Origin of the sequence: uncultured Nevskia sp. (assembly GCF_903885465.1) — a bacterium.
Classification (GTDB): domain Bacteria; phylum Pseudomonadota; class Gammaproteobacteria; order Nevskiales; family Nevskiaceae; genus Nevskia.
On record NZ_CAISIQ010000353.1, the window covers coordinates 1 to 14,653 of the forward strand.

The window sequence follows — 14,653 nt, forward strand, 5'->3', positions numbered from 1 at the left end:
ACTGAAAGCGGTGCCGCGACGCTTGGCCCGCTGATGGAAACGATCAAGAAGACGCCGGCCGCAATCACCGGTGTAGCCACCGTGCTGGGCGGGGTGCCGATCACCGCGTTCCAGACCTTTGTCGTGCCGATGCTGGAGAAGTCGGCCACCAGCGCCAACCGCAAGTGGGAGCGCAAGAAGGAGTACACCTTCCAGGTCTCCGACACGCTCGATGGTCTCGATGGCCGGGTGGTCGCTTTCGTGCTTCTCAACGAAGACAAGAAGCGGCCGCCGGTGGCGACCGAAGTCGATCTCTGCAGCCTGGAAATCGAGAACCCCAAGCTCTGCGTCCAGAAGGACGGCAAGAGCGTGCCGTTCACCACGCCGTATCTGCTGTTCGATCTCAGAGTCAGCGACTACCGGCCGATCGACGATCTGGTCGCCCAGGGCGGGCCTTGCGCCACCGATCGCGCTACCCTGGCGAAGACCGCCGATGCCATTGCCACCGGCGCGCTGACCGGCCGCCAGGCGTTCCTCGAAGACCTGCTGCTGAAGCGGCGCATCGTGCTGGCCGACATCCGCGAATCCGGCGGTTCGATCGATCAGGTGTCGCGCGCTGCCTGGCGTTATCAGCGGCTGGCGCTGCCCGGCGCCGACAGCCCGCGCTACAGCTACTGGCAGCGCTACATGGTGGCCCGTTCGACGCGGCTGGATGCCTGTCTCGACGAAGCCCTGGCCAGCGCCACGCCGACCACGCGCCGCACCTGGGCGACCTTGCTCGATGGCTTCAAGGCGATCGACGCCGTCGATACCGTCGTCCACCGCTATGCCGACGATGACGATGCCCCGAGCAGTGAAGACGCCGCCCAGACCGAGCTGGCGCTGCGCCGTCTGAACACCGCTGAAGCCATTCCGGCGATCGACGCCGAATCACGCGCCTATCTGGTCGCCGGCGTCAGCAATGCCTCCGGCCTGCTGGAGCGCTGGTATCGCAGCGAAGTGCTGCGCATCACCGGCAGCGCCAGCGGCCCGGACACCGCCAATCGCGATCTGAAGAAGCTGCTGGTGAAAACGCGTTGCACCAGCTGCGCGAGTATCGTCAATTCGGCGATCTCATCGCTGCAGTCCGGCGCCAGCGTCAAGACCACCGAAGCCGCGGTGCGTCGCGACAGCCTGGTGGTCGACGCGGTTCGCTCCGGGGCCAAGGTTGACGCGGCGCAGAGCCTGTCCGAGGCCAATGCCACACCGGTCATCGAACAGGCTCCGCAGAAGATCGAGCCGCCGCGCGAGATCGAGAAGACGACGGTGACGCCGGTCGAGAGCGCGCCCGCTCCGTAAGGACGCCGGCCTCCCCTCTCCCTCCGGGGCCCGAGCATGCCTCTGGCGGCTGGGGGTGAGGGACGCTGCCTGACGAGGCAGTGATCTCATTCGGTGAGAGCAGCCCCTCACGCAACCCTCTCCCGGAGGGAGAGGGCCTCACGCCAATAGATCAGGTTGCACGCCGATCTTTACGCGTTCTTTATTTTTTCCGCCCCCGCGACGTCTCGAAACCCAACGGCCACCCGGCGCCCAATGCACGGGCCGGAGCTTGCCGGCGTTGGAGCGATTTCGATGACGATGTTCCTGCTGCTGCTCGGCGTGGCTGGTTTCGCGATACTGATTTCCTACGTGCTCTTCTGCGACCGCATCTGAGGGCACGACGATGAGCTTTGATCATTGGCTGGGCGCCTTCTCTGTCCTGATCCTGCTGGCCTATCTCGGCTATGCCTTGCTGAAGCCGGAGAAATTCCAGTGACGGCCTCTCCGACCATGGACGGCTGGCTGCTGATCGCGCTGTTCCTGCTGATCCTGACCTTGGCAACGCGGCCGCTTGGCGGCTATCTGAAGCGGGTGTTCGAGGGTGAACGCACCTGGCTGTCGATCGTCCTCGGGCCGGTCGAGCGCGGCTTCTACAAGCTGGCCGGCGTTCGCAGCAACGAGGATCAGACCTGGATCCGCTATGCGACTGCAATGCTGATCTTCAGCCTCGGCGGCTATGTGCTGCTGTTCGCGATCCAGCAGCTGCAAGGCTGGCTGCCGCTGAATCCGCAGGGGTTTGGTGCGCTGACCGGCGATCTCAGCCTGAACACGGCGGTGAGCTTCGTCACCAACACCAACTGGCAGAGCTACGGCGGCGAAGCGACGATGTCGCATGGCACGCAGATGTTCGGTCTCGCCGTGCAGAACTTCCTGTCGGCGGCCACCGGCATTGCCCTGGCGATCGCACTGATCCGCGGCTTCGCTCGTGAGAAAGGCAAAGGCCTCGGCAACTTCTGGGTCGACATGACCCGCGCCACGCTCTACGTGCTGCTGCCGCTGGCTATCCTGCTGGCGCTGTTCCTGGTCTGGCAGGGCATGCCGCAGAACTTCATCGGCGCTAGCGAAGCGACCACGCTCGAAGGCGCGAAGCAGCTGATCGCCCAGGGGCCGGTCGCCTCGCAGGTTGCGATCAAGATGCTCGGCACCAATGGTGGCGGCTTCTTCAATGCCAATGCCGCGCACCCGTTCGAGAACCCGACGGCGCTCGCCAACTTCGTGCAGATGCTGGCGATCTTCCTGATCTCGGCCGCGCTGACCAACACCTTCGGCCGCATGGTCAAGAACGAGCTGCAGGGCTGGGCGATCTACAGCGCGATGGCGGTGCTGTTCCTGGCCGGCGCTGGTGCCTCGTTCTGGGCGGAAAGCGCGGGCAACCCGGCGTTCGCCTCGATGGGCATCGACCAGACCGCCAGCCTCGTGCAGTCCGGCGGCAACATGGAAGGCAAGGAAGCGCGCTTCGGCATCGCCGCCTCGACCCTGTTCGCGACGGTGACCACCGATGCGTCCTGCGGCGCGGTCAATGCGATGCACGACAGCTTCACGCCACTGGGCGGCGCAGTGCCGCTGGTCAACATCATGCTTGGCGAAGTGGTATTCGGCGGCGTCGGCAGCGGCCTGTACGGCATGCTGCTGTTCGCCGTCGTCGCGCTGTTCATCGCCGGTTTGATGGTCGGCCGCACGCCGGAATACCTCGGCAAGAAGATCGAAGCGCGCGAGATCAAGCTCACCGTATTGTCGATCCTGTGCATGCCGCTGGCGCTACTCGGCTTCCTCGCCGTCGCCAGTGTTTCGCCGGTCGCCTTGAAAGGCCTGGCCAATGCCGGCCCACACGGCTTCAGCGAAATGCTCTACGCCTACACCTCGGCGGTCGGCAACAACGGTAGTGCCTTCGCGGGCCTGACCGCCAATACACCGTTCTGGAACCTGACCCTGGCTGCCGCAATGATGATCGGCCGCTTCGCGGTGATCGTGCCGATGCTGGCCGTCGCCGGCTCGCTGGTCAGCAAGAGCAAGTCACCGCCGACCTCGGGCAGCTTCCCGACCGACGGGCCGCTGTTCATCGGCCTGCTAGTGGCGATCGTGGTGATCGTCGGCGGCCTGACCTACTTCCCGGCGCTGGCGCTGGGGCCGGTGGTCGAGCACCTGGCGATGCTCGCCGGTTCCACGTTCTGAATCTGCCGGGTTCCGGCTGATCCCGGAACCCGGATTCGAGAGAATCCATGAAAACTTCTGCTACCACGATGCTGGACAGCGCGCTGCTGGGCCCTGCGCTGCGCGATGCCTTCATCAAACTGCACCCGAAGAGCCTGGCCAAGAACCCGGTGATCTTCATCACCGGTCTGGTCTCGCTGCTGGCCAGCATTCTGTTCATTCGTGACGCCGCGATCGGCGCACCGCTGCTGTTCTCGGCCCAGGTGATCGTCTGGCTGTGGTTCACGGTGCTGTTCGCGAACTTTGCCGAAGCGCTTGCCGAAGGCCGTGGCAAGGCACAGGCCGCGAGCCTGCGGCTGACCCGCACCCAGACCGTCGCCCGCAAGCTCAACGCCAATCGCACCGATGAGATCAAGGTGCCGGCCACGGTGCTCAAGGCTGGTGATTGCGTGGTCGCCGAAACCGGCGATCTGGTGCCGGCCGATGGTGAAGTGATCGAAGGCATCGCGACCATCGATGAATCGGCGATCACCGGCGAATCGGCCCCGGTCATCCGTGAAGCCGGCGGCGATCGCTCGGCGGTGACTGGCGGCACGCGCGTGTTGTCGGATCGCATCATCGTGCGGATCACCGCGGCCCCGGGCTCGGGCTTTCTCGATCGGATGATCGCCTTGGTGGAAGGCGCATCGCGCCAGAAGACACCGAACGAGCTGGCGCTGAATATCCTGCTCGCCGGCCTGAGCTTGATCTTCGTGCTGGCCGTGGCCTCGATTCCAAGCTTCGCCAAGTACGCCGGCGGCGACGTGCCGGTGATCGTGCTGGTCGCGCTGTTCGTGACCCTGATCCCGACCACCATCGGCGCGCTGCTGTCGGCGATCGGTATTGCCGGCATGAATCGCCTGGTGCGCTTCAACGTGCTGGCGCTGTCCGGCCGTGCGGTGGAAGCCGCAGGCGATGTCGACACGCTGCTGCTCGACAAGACCGGCACCATCACCTTGGGCAATCGTCAGGCTGCCGAGTTCGTACCGGTGCCTGGCGTCACCGATCGCGAACTGGCCGAAGCGGCGCAGCTCGCCAGCCTGTCCGACGAAACCCCGGAAGGCCGCAGCGTGGTGGTGCTGGCGAAGGAGAAGTACGGCCTGCGCGGCCGCGATCTGGCCGGCTCGGGTGCCCGATTCATTCCATTCACCGCGCAGACGCGGATGTCCGGCATCGACATCGACGGTGCAGTGATTCGCAAGGGCGCGGTCGACTCGGTGATCGACTACGTCAGCCGTCTCGGCGGCAGCCGCGCCGTGCCGGCAGAGCTGAAAGCGATTGCCGAGCGCATCTCGAAACTCGGTGGCACACCGCTGGCGGTGGTCCGCGACGAGCGCGTGCTCGGCGTCATCCACCTGAAGGACATCGTCAAGGGCGGCATCAAGGAGCGCTTTGCCGAACTGCGCCGCATGGGCATCCGCACGGTGATGATTACCGGCGACAACCCGCTGACCGCAGCAGCGATCGCTGCCGAAGCCGGTGTCGATGACTTCCTCGCCCAGGCAACTCCGGAAGACAAGCTGGCGCTGATCCGCAAGGAGCAGGCCGGTGGCCGTCTGGTGGCGATGTGCGGCGACGGCACCAATGACGCGCCGGCGCTGGCCCAGGCCGATGTCGGTGTCGCGATGCAGACCGGCACCGTGGCGGCCCGTGAGGCCGGCAACATGGTCGATCTCGATTCCGATCCGACCAAGCTGATCGAGATCGTCGGCATCGGCAAGCAGTTACTGATGACCCGCGGCGCGCTGACCACGTTCTCGATCGCCAACGACGTCGCCAAGTATTTCGCCATCGTGCCGGCGCTGTTCGCCTCGTTCTATCCGCAGCTCGATGCGCTGAATGTGATGGGCCTGCACAGCCCGCAGAGCGCGATCCTGTCGGCAATCATCTTCAACGCGCTGATCATCATCGTGCTGATTCCGCTGGCACTGCGCGGCGTGCGCTATCGCCCGGTTGGCGCCGGCCAGTTGCTGGCCCGCAATCTCGCGATCTACGGCGGCGGCGGCCTGATCGCGCCCTTCATCGGCATCAAGCTGATCGATCTCGCCATCACTTCGCTTGGTCTGGCCTGAGCCTACTCAACCTTCACCGTCATTCCCGCGAAGGCGGGAATCCAGGTGTGACGTGCGCGCACCGCTGACAACCGAAAACTGGATTCCCGCCTGCGCGGGAATGGCAAGCAAAAAAAGGAGCTACCCAATGCTGCAACAACTACGTCCCGCCATCGTCCTGCTGGCGCTGTTCACCGCACTGACCGGCATCGCCTACCCGCTGGTGATCACCGGCCTCGCGCAGGTGCTGTTTCCGTATCAGGCCAACGGTAGTCTGATCGAGCGCGATGGCAAGGTGATCGGTTCCGAGCTGATCGGCCAGAGCTTCGCCGGCGAGCAGTACTTCCACGGCCGGCCGTCTGCGACCTCGCCGGATCCGTACAACGCCTCGTCGTCGAGCGGCTCGAATCTGGGGCCGACTTCGAAAGCGCTGCTCGATCGGGTCAAGACCGATGCCGACAAGCTCGCCGCGGAGAATCCGAACGCTGCGGTGCCGGTCGATCTGGTCACCACCTCCGGCAGCGGGCTCGATCCGCAGATCTCGCTGGCCGCTGCCGAGTTCCAGCTGCCGCGCATTGCCAAGGCTCGCAAGCTCGATGCGCAGAAGCTGCGTGAGCTGGTGGCCGCCAAGGCCGAACACGATGCACTCGGTCTGATCGGCGAGCCGGTGGTCAACGCGCTGGTGCTGAACCTGGCGCTGGACCAGCTGGCGCCGATCACCGCTGCGCAGCCCTGAACCCTTAGCTACCTCGATCCATCCATTGGGAGGCGATTCCTCCGATATGCAAAGCCCCAAACCGGTATTCGTGATCCCGACCTATCGCCTGCGCGACGTCGGCCAGACCGTGGAAGCCTACGATGAGCACTTTCGCAAGAACGGCCATTCGATCGACCTGATCGTGTTCGATGATTCCAGCACCGTGAACCAGCAGAAGTACTACCCGCTGCTGGAGCAGACGACGACGCAGAACCCGCTCTGGTACGTCGGCCCCCAGCAAAAGGAACAGTTCCTGAGCCTGCTGTTCGGGCGCCTGCAGGATCGCAAGCTGGAACCGTTGATCCGCAACCTGTTCCGGCCCAGCTATGGCGGCAATCGCAACTGGACGCTGATCTACACGCTCGGTGATCTGATGATCAGCGCCGATGACGACATGCGGCCGTTCGCGCTGATGGAAGACAGCCCGGAAACGCTCGACGACGGCATCGTCTGTCGCGGCCAGGTCAAGCGCCATGGCCAGAATGGGTACACCAAGAAATCCTTCGACATCCTGACCGCGTTTCAGGACGTGCTCGGCAAGCCGGTGCGCGATACGCCGCTGAATCACGAACGCGGCGATCTGCTGATCGACACCGCGATGGATCTGGAAACCAATGCCTCGCATGGCCTGCATCGCGAGAACAGCCTGCAGCTGGCGCCGGGCAAGATCGACGATGAAGCGATCGTCAAGATGGCGCAGACCTATCGCTCCGGCACCAACGATATCGATGCCCTCGATTTCGTCGAGATGTATCTCGACGACGAAGCCCAGGTCAGCATCGAGGAACTCAACGAGTTCTACGTGCTGGAGAACTTCCGCCCCGCGATCACCAATCTGAACTGGCGCATGGACTGCGGCGTGGCCGGCTACGACAACACGCTGGGCCTGCCGCCGTTCTTCCCGACCCGGCTGCGCTTTGAGGACTACATCTATCGGTTATGGATTCAGCAGCCGGGGCTGGTGTCGGCGCATGTCGACGCGGCGCAGAACCACATCAAGAACAACTACATGCGCGACCCGCTGCCCTCGGAAGTGTTCAACGAGGAAGTGGCCAATCTGTTGAAGCGCAAGATCAAGGGCAGCCTGTCGCGGATCGACGAGCTGTCGATCATGTTCGACTACGAAGGCGAAGTGACGCTCGAAGACAGCGACGCGATCCTGGCCCGCATCCGCGATCTGCACAGCAGAGTGTTGCTGGCCACCAAGCAGTCACGCGGTGCGCGGCGTGAATCGCTGAAGAGTTTCGCGGTGAGCCTGGAGCGTGCGTTCTTCGGCTTCGATGCCGACTTCTTCCAGCAGAAGCTGATCTATATCGTCGACGACGTCATCAACCAGTTCAAAGGCTCGCTGGAGATCTGGCCGACGCTGATCGAGATCTGCTTCCTGCGCAAGCATCGCGCCCAGCTGCCGCGGCTGAAGGTGGCGAATCAGCGACGCCATTGACGCCGATGAGCCCACGCAGGCCATGACAGGCCTTTGTCTAGCGGACGATATACTGCCCCGGGCCTCCATCCTGGGGTATGCCGCACGGTCTCATGTCTTCTTTCGACAACGCGTTGCTGGTTGCACTGGCACTCGCGCTCGTGGTGCTCAACGGCTTCTTCGTCGCCGCCGAGTTTTCGCTGGTCAAGCTGCGCTCGACACGGGCTCAGGAACTCAGCACGCAGAACGGCTGGCGCGGCCGCATTCTCGGCAAGGTGCACGGCCAGCTCGATACCTATCTGTCGGCCTGCCAGCTCGGCATCACCTTGTCCTCGCTCGGTCTCGGCTGGGTCGGCGAACCGGCGTTCGCCAGCCTGCTCGAACCGCTGCTGACCATGGCCGGCATCGACAGCGAACGCACGGTGCACACGATCGCGTTCATCGTCGCCTTCACGGTGATCTCGTTCCTGCACATCGTCATCGGCGAGCTGGCGCCGAAGTCGATGGCGATCCGCCAGCCGGAAGGCGTGTCGCTGTGGACGGCGACGCCGCTGTACGCGTTCTACTGGCTGATGTATCCGGCGATCGAACTGCTGAACCGCAGCGCCAATGTCGCGCTGAAGGCGGCCGGCCTCGAAGGCACTGGCGGCCACGATGCCAACAACAGCTACACGCATGACGAGCTGAAGATGATCCTGCATCTCAGCCATGCGGCTGGTGACAAGCCGGAGTCCAACCTCAACATCATGCTGGCGCATACGCTGGAGCTGCAGGATCTGGTCGCCAGCGATCTGATGCGCACGCGCCGCGAGATGATCGGCCTGGATCACGACTGCAGCCACGCCGAAGTGCGGCGCATCGTCCAGAAGTACGGCTACAGCCGCTATCCGCTGTTCGATGAGGAAGAGGCCATCGTCGGCGTCGTCCACGTCAAGGATCTGCTGCTCGAACCGCCGGGCGACGACTACGGCTTGCGCCTGCGCCGTCTGGCCCGCGATATCCATCGCTTCCGCGAAGACACGCCGGCGCTCGAAGTGCTGCGCCGCTTCCGCCAGGGCGCGCCGCATCTGGCGCTGGTCGATGATTTCGAAGGCACGATGGATGGCTTCGTGACCCTGGAAGACGTGCTCGAAGCGATGCTCGGCGAGATCGTCGACGAATACGAGCCGCGCCGCGCCGGCCAGGTCGATCGCCGCATCGTTCATCTTGCCGACGGCAGCCTGCTGCTCCGTGGCGACACGCCGGTCTACCGGCTGGAGCGCGTGCTCGGGGCCGAGATCGATGGCAGCGAAGACGTCGATACCGTCGCCGGCCTGGTGATGCAGAAGCTCGATCGCATCGCGGTGCGTGGCGATCTGATCGTCATCGGCGCGCACGAGATCACCGTGCAGAGAGTCACCGGCCCGCGCATCGAGCGGATCAAGGTCATGCGGCGCGTGCGCAGCGAAAGCTGAACCATGAGCGCCGACGAGCGGCAACGTCCGTCACCGGAAGCGCTGCTGGAAGCAGCGAAGGCCGCCACGCGCGGTCAGTTGCGGATCTTTCTAGGTGCCGCTCCCGGCGTCGGCAAGACCTGCGCGATGCTGAAAGCGGCGCACCGCAAGCGCAGCGAAGGCGTCGACGTGGTGATCGGCATCGTCGAGACTCATGGCCGGCGTGACACGCTGGCGCTGATCGAAGGTCTGGAGCTGCAGCCGCGCCGCGACATCCCCTATCGCGGCCGGATGCTGCAGGAGATGGATCTCGACGGCCTGCTGCGCCGCCGCGCGCAGCTGGTGCTGGTCGACGAGCTGGCGCACAGCAATGCCGAGGGTTCGCGCCATCCGAAGCGTTATCAGGATGTCGCCGAGCTGCTGGCTGCCGGCATCGATGTCTGGTCGACCCTGAACATCCAGCACATCGAAAGCCTCAACGATGTGGTGACCCGGATCACCCGCGTACGGGTGCGCGAGACGGTGCCCGATCAGGTCTTCGATACCGCTGACGAAGTCGAGATCGTCGATCTCACCCCGCAGGAGCTGATCGAGCGTCTGAACGACGGCAAGGTCTACGCCGAAGCGCAGGCGCAGGCGGCGCTGAAGAACTGGTTCAAGCCCGGCAATCTCACCGCACTGCGCGAGCTTGCACTACGCCGTACCGCCGAGCGCGTCGACGATCAGATGCGCGCCTACATGCGCAGCCACGCGATCCGCGGGCCGTGGGTGGCGGGCGAGCGGCTGATGGTCTGCGTCAACGAATCGCCGGCCGCCGCCGAAGTGGTGCGCCGGACCAAGCGCATCGCCGATCGCCTGGACGCGCCGTGGTTCGCGCTGCATGTGGAAACCACGCGTACCCGTTCGCTCGGCGAGAAAGCACAGATGCGCATCGCCGATACCCTGCGGCTGGCCGAATCGCTGGGTGCGGAAACACTGAGTCTGCCCGGCTCGCGACATATCGCGGCCGATCTGCTCGGCTGGGCGCGCAACAACAACATCACCCAGATCGTGGTCGGCAAGACCACGCGGCCTTGGTGGTTTTCCTGGCGGCATGGCTCGGTGGTCACCGAACTGCTGAGCGACGCCGGCGGCATCGATCTGCACATCTTGGCCGAAGATCCGGCGGCCGTTCCTGGCACCGACGAGGGTGACGGCACGCCGGTGGCGCGGCCACGGCGCCCGGCCAGCCGCGAGATTTCCGCTTATGTCAGCACCGGCTTCATGGTCGCCACGGCGACCCTGGTGGGCCGCGTGCTCGATGCGCTGGTATCGGTGCCGAATATCTCGCTGGTCTATCTCGCCGCAGTGCTGTGGAGCGCCACGCGCTACGGCCTGGGTGCGTCGATCTTCGCGTCGGTTTCCAGCACGCTGGCCTACAACTTCTTCTTCACCGAACCGCATTACACCTTCAACGTCGCCGATCCGAGCCAGGTGCTGGCGCTGATCTTCTTCTGCGCTGCCGCGGTGCTGACCAGCACCTTGACCGCCCGCGAGCGACTGCATGCCGAAACCGCCCACGATCAGGCGCTGACCACGGCCGAGCTGCTTGCCTTCAGCCGCAAGCTGGCCGGCATCCGCAAGCTCGACACGCTGATGGCGGTCACCGCTGCGCAGATCGCCAACATGCTGGAGGTGCATGCGCTGCTGCTGCTGCCCGACGCCAGCGGCCGGCTGACGACGATGGCCAGCTCGCCGGCCGAAACCGTGCTCGACGAAGCCGATCTTGCCGCCGCCAGCTGGTGCTGGGATCGCAATCAACCGACCGGCCGCGGTACCGACACCCTGCCCGGCGGCCGCTGCCTGTTCCTGCCGCTGCGCACCGGCCAGGGCACGCGTGGCGTGGTCGGCATCAGCCGCGCGCAGCCGGATTTTCGTCTGACGCCGGATGACCGGCGACTGCTCGATGCGCTGGTCGATCTGGCGGCGATCGCCACCGAGCGGATTCGGCTGGCCAAGGATGTCGATCAGGCGCGAATGCTGGCCGAGACCGAGAAGCTGCGCGCCTCGCTGCTGACCTCGGTGTCCCACGATCTGCGCACGCCGCTGGCCTCGATCATCGGCACCCTGGCGAGCCTGCGTTCGTTCGGCACCCGCTATGACGAGGCGACCCGTGACGAGCTGCTGGGCAGCGCTCAGGACGAAGCCGAACGGCTGAATCGCTATGTCGCCAACCTGCTCGACATGACCCGCATCGATGCCGGCGCGCTGGAAGCGCGGCGCGAGCCCTGCGATCTCGCCGACCTGATTGCCGCCGCGGTGCGCCGCTGCCAGCCGGCGCTGACCGGGCACAAGCTGAAGCTGAGCATTCCCCCCGGCCTGCCGATGCTGCTGCTCGACGAAGCGCTGATGGATCAGGTGCTGGTCAACCTGCTCGACAACGCAGCGAAGTACACGCCGGCTGGCAGCACCATCGAGGTCGGCGTCAGCCGCCATCGCTTCAGCATCGTCATCGTCGTCCGCGACGACGGCCCCGGTCTGCCGCCGGCCGATCTCGATCGCATCTTCGACAAGTTCTACCGGGTGCGCGAAGACGCCGACCGCGCCCGAGCAGGCACCGGCCTGGGCCTGGCGATCTGTCGTGGCTTCGTGCTGGCGATGGGTGGCCGCATTCACGCCCGTAATCGCAACGAGGTCAGCGGTGCGCATGGCGCGGAATTCCTGATCGAGTTCTCGCCAGACCTGATTGCCGAAGCGCCGGCCGTGTTGCCGGACGCAGTGCCATCGCCGGCATCGCCATGAGGCTCGGTTCATGAGCCTGGACCAGGGCCGCGTGCTGATCGTCGACGACGAGCTGCCGATTCGCCGGCTGCTGCGCAATACCTTGCAGGTCAACGATTACAAGGTGCTCGAAGCCGGCAGCGTCGCCGAAGCATTGGCAGTGGCAGCCAGCGAACGGCCGGATCTGATCCTGCTCGATCTGGGCCTGCCCGATGGTGATGGTCTGAAGGTGATCGAAGTGCTGCGTGCCGATTCGGCGGTGCCGATCATCGTGCTGTCCAGCCGTACCGACGATGACGGCAAGGTGCGCGCACTCGATGCCGGTGCCGACGATTACGTGACCAAGCCATTCAGTGTCGACGAGCTGCTGGCCCGCATTCGCGCGGCACTGCGCCACCGCATGCAGAGCCAGGGCACACCGCCGCTGTTCGTGCGCGGGGCCTTGACTGTCGATCTGGTGCGTCGGGTGGTGGTGCGCGATGGCACAGAGGTGCGGCTGTCACCGAAGGAGTACGGAATTCTCCAGCAACTGGTGATCCACGCCGGCAAGGTGCTGACCCATCGTCACCTGCTGCGCGAGGTCTGGCAGCAGGACGATGCCGGCGATGTCGCCTACCTGCGCGTCTATATCCGACAACTGCGTGCAAAGCTCGAACCCAATCCCGAGCAGCCGAGCCTGATCGTCACCGAGCCGGGGGTCGGCTATCGGATGAAGTGAAGCCGCCGCGAGCGGCTTCGGATCAGCCCTTCGGCTTGGCACTCACTTCGGCCAGCTTCTGCGCCAGCGCCGTTGCCGGGATGTAGCCAGGGAACACTTCGCCGTTCGGGAACACCATCATCGGCGTGCCGCGGATGCCGAGATCCTGGGCCAGCTGATACTCCTCGGCGATCGGGTTGTCGCAGAGCTTGCCCTTGACCTTGATGGTCGCGCCGGTCTTGGCTTCGGTCAGCGCCTTCTGCCGGTCAGCCGAGCACCACACTGCTTCGGCGGTGCGCCAGGAATCGGTGTCCGGACCCGAGCGCGGGAAGAACGCATAGCGGATCGCGATGCCCTGGGCGTTGTACTGGGCGATCTCCGAGTGCAGCTTGCGGCAGTAGCCGCAATCGACATCGGTGAACACGGTGATCGTGTACTTGGCAACCTGCGGCGGTGCTGGCGCGAACTCGATCAGCTTGTTCTGGGCCAGCTTGCCGATCACTTCGAGACGATCGCTGCGGCGATGCACCTCGGTCAGCTCTTCACCAGTCTTCAGATCGACGAGATCGCCGCGGAGCAGATAGCGGGCATCGGCGGTGACATAGGCGAACTCACGCTCGTGCTGGATCTCGTAAACGCCAGCGATCGGCGATGGCCGGATGTTCTCCACCTTGAGGCCGAGCTGCTTGGCAATCTTGTCGGCGGCAGCGTCCCCTGCCTGTGCCGGAGCCACAACGGCAATGAACAGCAGAGCAGCAGCAACGAGGGTCGATTTCATGGGTTCGGCAGCAGGCTTCGATGAGGGCGCGAGTATGACAAAAAGGTCTGGCTGCAGTTCCCGGGCCTGCGCAATAGCGCTGGCGCGAGGACGGGCCACGCACCTGATCGCTGCGCGCGGCCGCTTGTCGCAAGGCTGATTTCATCAATTGCTGCAGTCTGTGCACGATCGCCCGGTTTGCGGCCGCGCGATCCGCTAGCATCTCGCTGAAGGCGGCCATCCGGCCCGGCCCGTCACCAGCACCCGCCGTCCCCGATGGAAGTCGCAAGCCACAGCATTCTCGTCGCAGGAACGCTGTTCCTGATCAGCATCCTGGCGACGGCGATCACGCCGCGACTGGGCGTGCCGCTGTTGCTGGTGTTTCTGATCGTCGGCCTGCTGGCGGGTGAAGACGGCCCCGGCGGCATCAAATTCGCCGACTATTCGGCGGCCAATCTGGCCGGCACCGCGGCGCTGGCGCTGATCCTGTTCGACGGTGGCTTGCGCACGCCGCTATCCAATTTTCGTGTCGGCCTGAGGCCGGCGCTGATGCTGGCCACGGTCGGCGTGCTGATCACCACGGCGATCATCGGTGCGGTCGCCGCCTGGTTGTTCCATCTGCCGATCGCCGAAGGCCTGCTGATCGGCGCGATCGTCGGCTCGACCGACGCTGCAGCGGTGTTCTCGCTGCTCTCCACCCGCTCGGTGCGCCTGAACAATCGCATCAGCTCGGCACTGGAGATCGAGTCCGGCACCAATGATCCGATGGCCGTGATGCTGACCATCGGCCTCGTTCATTACGTGCTGGCGCCAGAGACCTACGGCGTCATGGAAGTCGCCGAACTGCTGGTCACCCAGATCGCGCTCGGCATCGGCCTCGGCTATGCCGGTGGCTATCTGCTGATCCGGACCATCAACGAGGTCGAACTCGGTGATTCGCTGTATCCGCTGCTGACCATGTTCGGCGGCCTGCTGATCTACGGCGTCACCGCTTCGCTTGGTGGCAGCGGCTTCCTCGCCGTCTACCTCGCCGGCCTGATGTTCGGCAATCAGCCGGTGCGCGCCTTCGCCAGCATCAAGCGCTTTCAGGATGGCATCGCCTGGCTGGCTCAGATCGGCATGTTCCTAGTGCTTGGCCTGCTGGCCACGCCGAGCCGGATGGTCGACGAAGCGCTCCCGGCGCTGCTCACTGCCGCCGTGCTGCTCTTCATCGCCCGTCCGGTGGCGGTTGCGGTATCGCTGCTGCC

The 14,653-nt window shown here is 65.0% G+C and carries 12 protein-coding genes; 11 read left to right on the top strand and 1 reads right to left on the bottom strand.

What is annotated here, in order from left to right; all coding sequences use genetic code 11:
* From QZY06_RS13985 to QZY06_RS14030, 10 genes are all read left to right on the top strand, one after another.
* On the top strand, positions 1 to 1,317 hold a 1,317-nt coding region (locus QZY06_RS13985), incomplete at its 5' end, for a hypothetical protein (protein WP_295685572.1).
* 156 nt (positions 1,318 to 1,473) lie between these two features.
* Positions 1,474 to 1,671 (top strand): hypothetical protein, encoded by a 198-nt coding sequence (locus QZY06_RS13990; protein ID WP_295685574.1) that lies wholly within the window; start codon positions 1,474 to 1,476, stop codon positions 1,669 to 1,671.
* Positions 1,672 to 1,681: 10 nt separating this feature from the next.
* Positions 1,682 to 1,774, top strand: a complete 93-nt coding sequence (locus QZY06_RS13995) for a potassium-transporting ATPase subunit F (RefSeq protein WP_295685575.1) — start codon at positions 1,682 to 1,684, stop codon at positions 1,772 to 1,774.
* Between the two features lie 14 nt (positions 1,775 to 1,788).
* Positions 1,789 to 3,510: a potassium-transporting ATPase subunit KdpA gene (gene kdpA / locus QZY06_RS14000; protein WP_367275647.1), complete on the top strand. Its 1,722-nt coding sequence runs from the start codon at positions 1,789 to 1,791 to the stop codon at positions 3,508 to 3,510.
* A 47-nt stretch (positions 3,511 to 3,557) separates the two neighbouring features.
* Positions 3,558 to 5,600, top strand: coding sequence for a potassium-transporting ATPase subunit KdpB (gene kdpB / locus QZY06_RS14005; RefSeq protein WP_295685580.1), 2,043 nt, complete (start codon positions 3,558 to 3,560; stop codon positions 5,598 to 5,600).
* A gap of 127 nt (positions 5,601 to 5,727) precedes the next feature.
* A complete protein-coding gene (gene kdpC / locus QZY06_RS14010; protein ID WP_295685583.1) occupies positions 5,728 to 6,315 on the top strand; it encodes a potassium-transporting ATPase subunit KdpC in 588 nt (195 codons plus the stop codon).
* Between the two features lie 46 nt (positions 6,316 to 6,361).
* On the top strand, positions 6,362 to 7,780 hold the full coding sequence (locus QZY06_RS14015) for a hypothetical protein (protein ID WP_295685585.1): 1,419 nt from the start codon (positions 6,362 to 6,364) through the stop codon (positions 7,778 to 7,780).
* 92 nt (positions 7,781 to 7,872) lie between these two features.
* A complete protein-coding gene (locus QZY06_RS14020) occupies positions 7,873 to 9,213 on the top strand; it encodes a hemolysin family protein (RefSeq protein ID WP_295685588.1) in 1,341 nt (446 codons plus the stop codon).
* 3 nt (positions 9,214 to 9,216) lie between these two features.
* Entirely contained in the window at positions 9,217 to 11,973 is a 2,757-nt protein-coding gene (locus QZY06_RS14025) for a sensor histidine kinase KdpD (RefSeq protein WP_295685591.1), read from the top strand.
* 10 nt (positions 11,974 to 11,983) lie between these two features.
* Positions 11,984 to 12,670, top strand: coding sequence for a response regulator transcription factor (locus QZY06_RS14030; RefSeq protein WP_295685593.1), 687 nt, complete (start codon positions 11,984 to 11,986; stop codon positions 12,668 to 12,670).
* A gap of 22 nt (positions 12,671 to 12,692) precedes the next feature.
* On the opposite strand, the gene QZY06_RS14035 is transcribed toward QZY06_RS14030, so the two are convergent.
* Positions 12,693 to 13,427, bottom strand: coding sequence for a DsbC family protein (locus QZY06_RS14035; protein ID WP_295685595.1), 735 nt, complete (start codon positions 13,425 to 13,427; stop codon positions 12,693 to 12,695).
* 255 nt (positions 13,428 to 13,682) lie between these two features.
* Between QZY06_RS14035 and QZY06_RS14040 the strand changes: the two genes are divergently transcribed.
* The coding region (locus tag QZY06_RS14040; RefSeq protein WP_295685598.1) for a potassium/proton antiporter at positions 13,683 to 14,653 on the top strand (971 nt) is incomplete at its 3' end.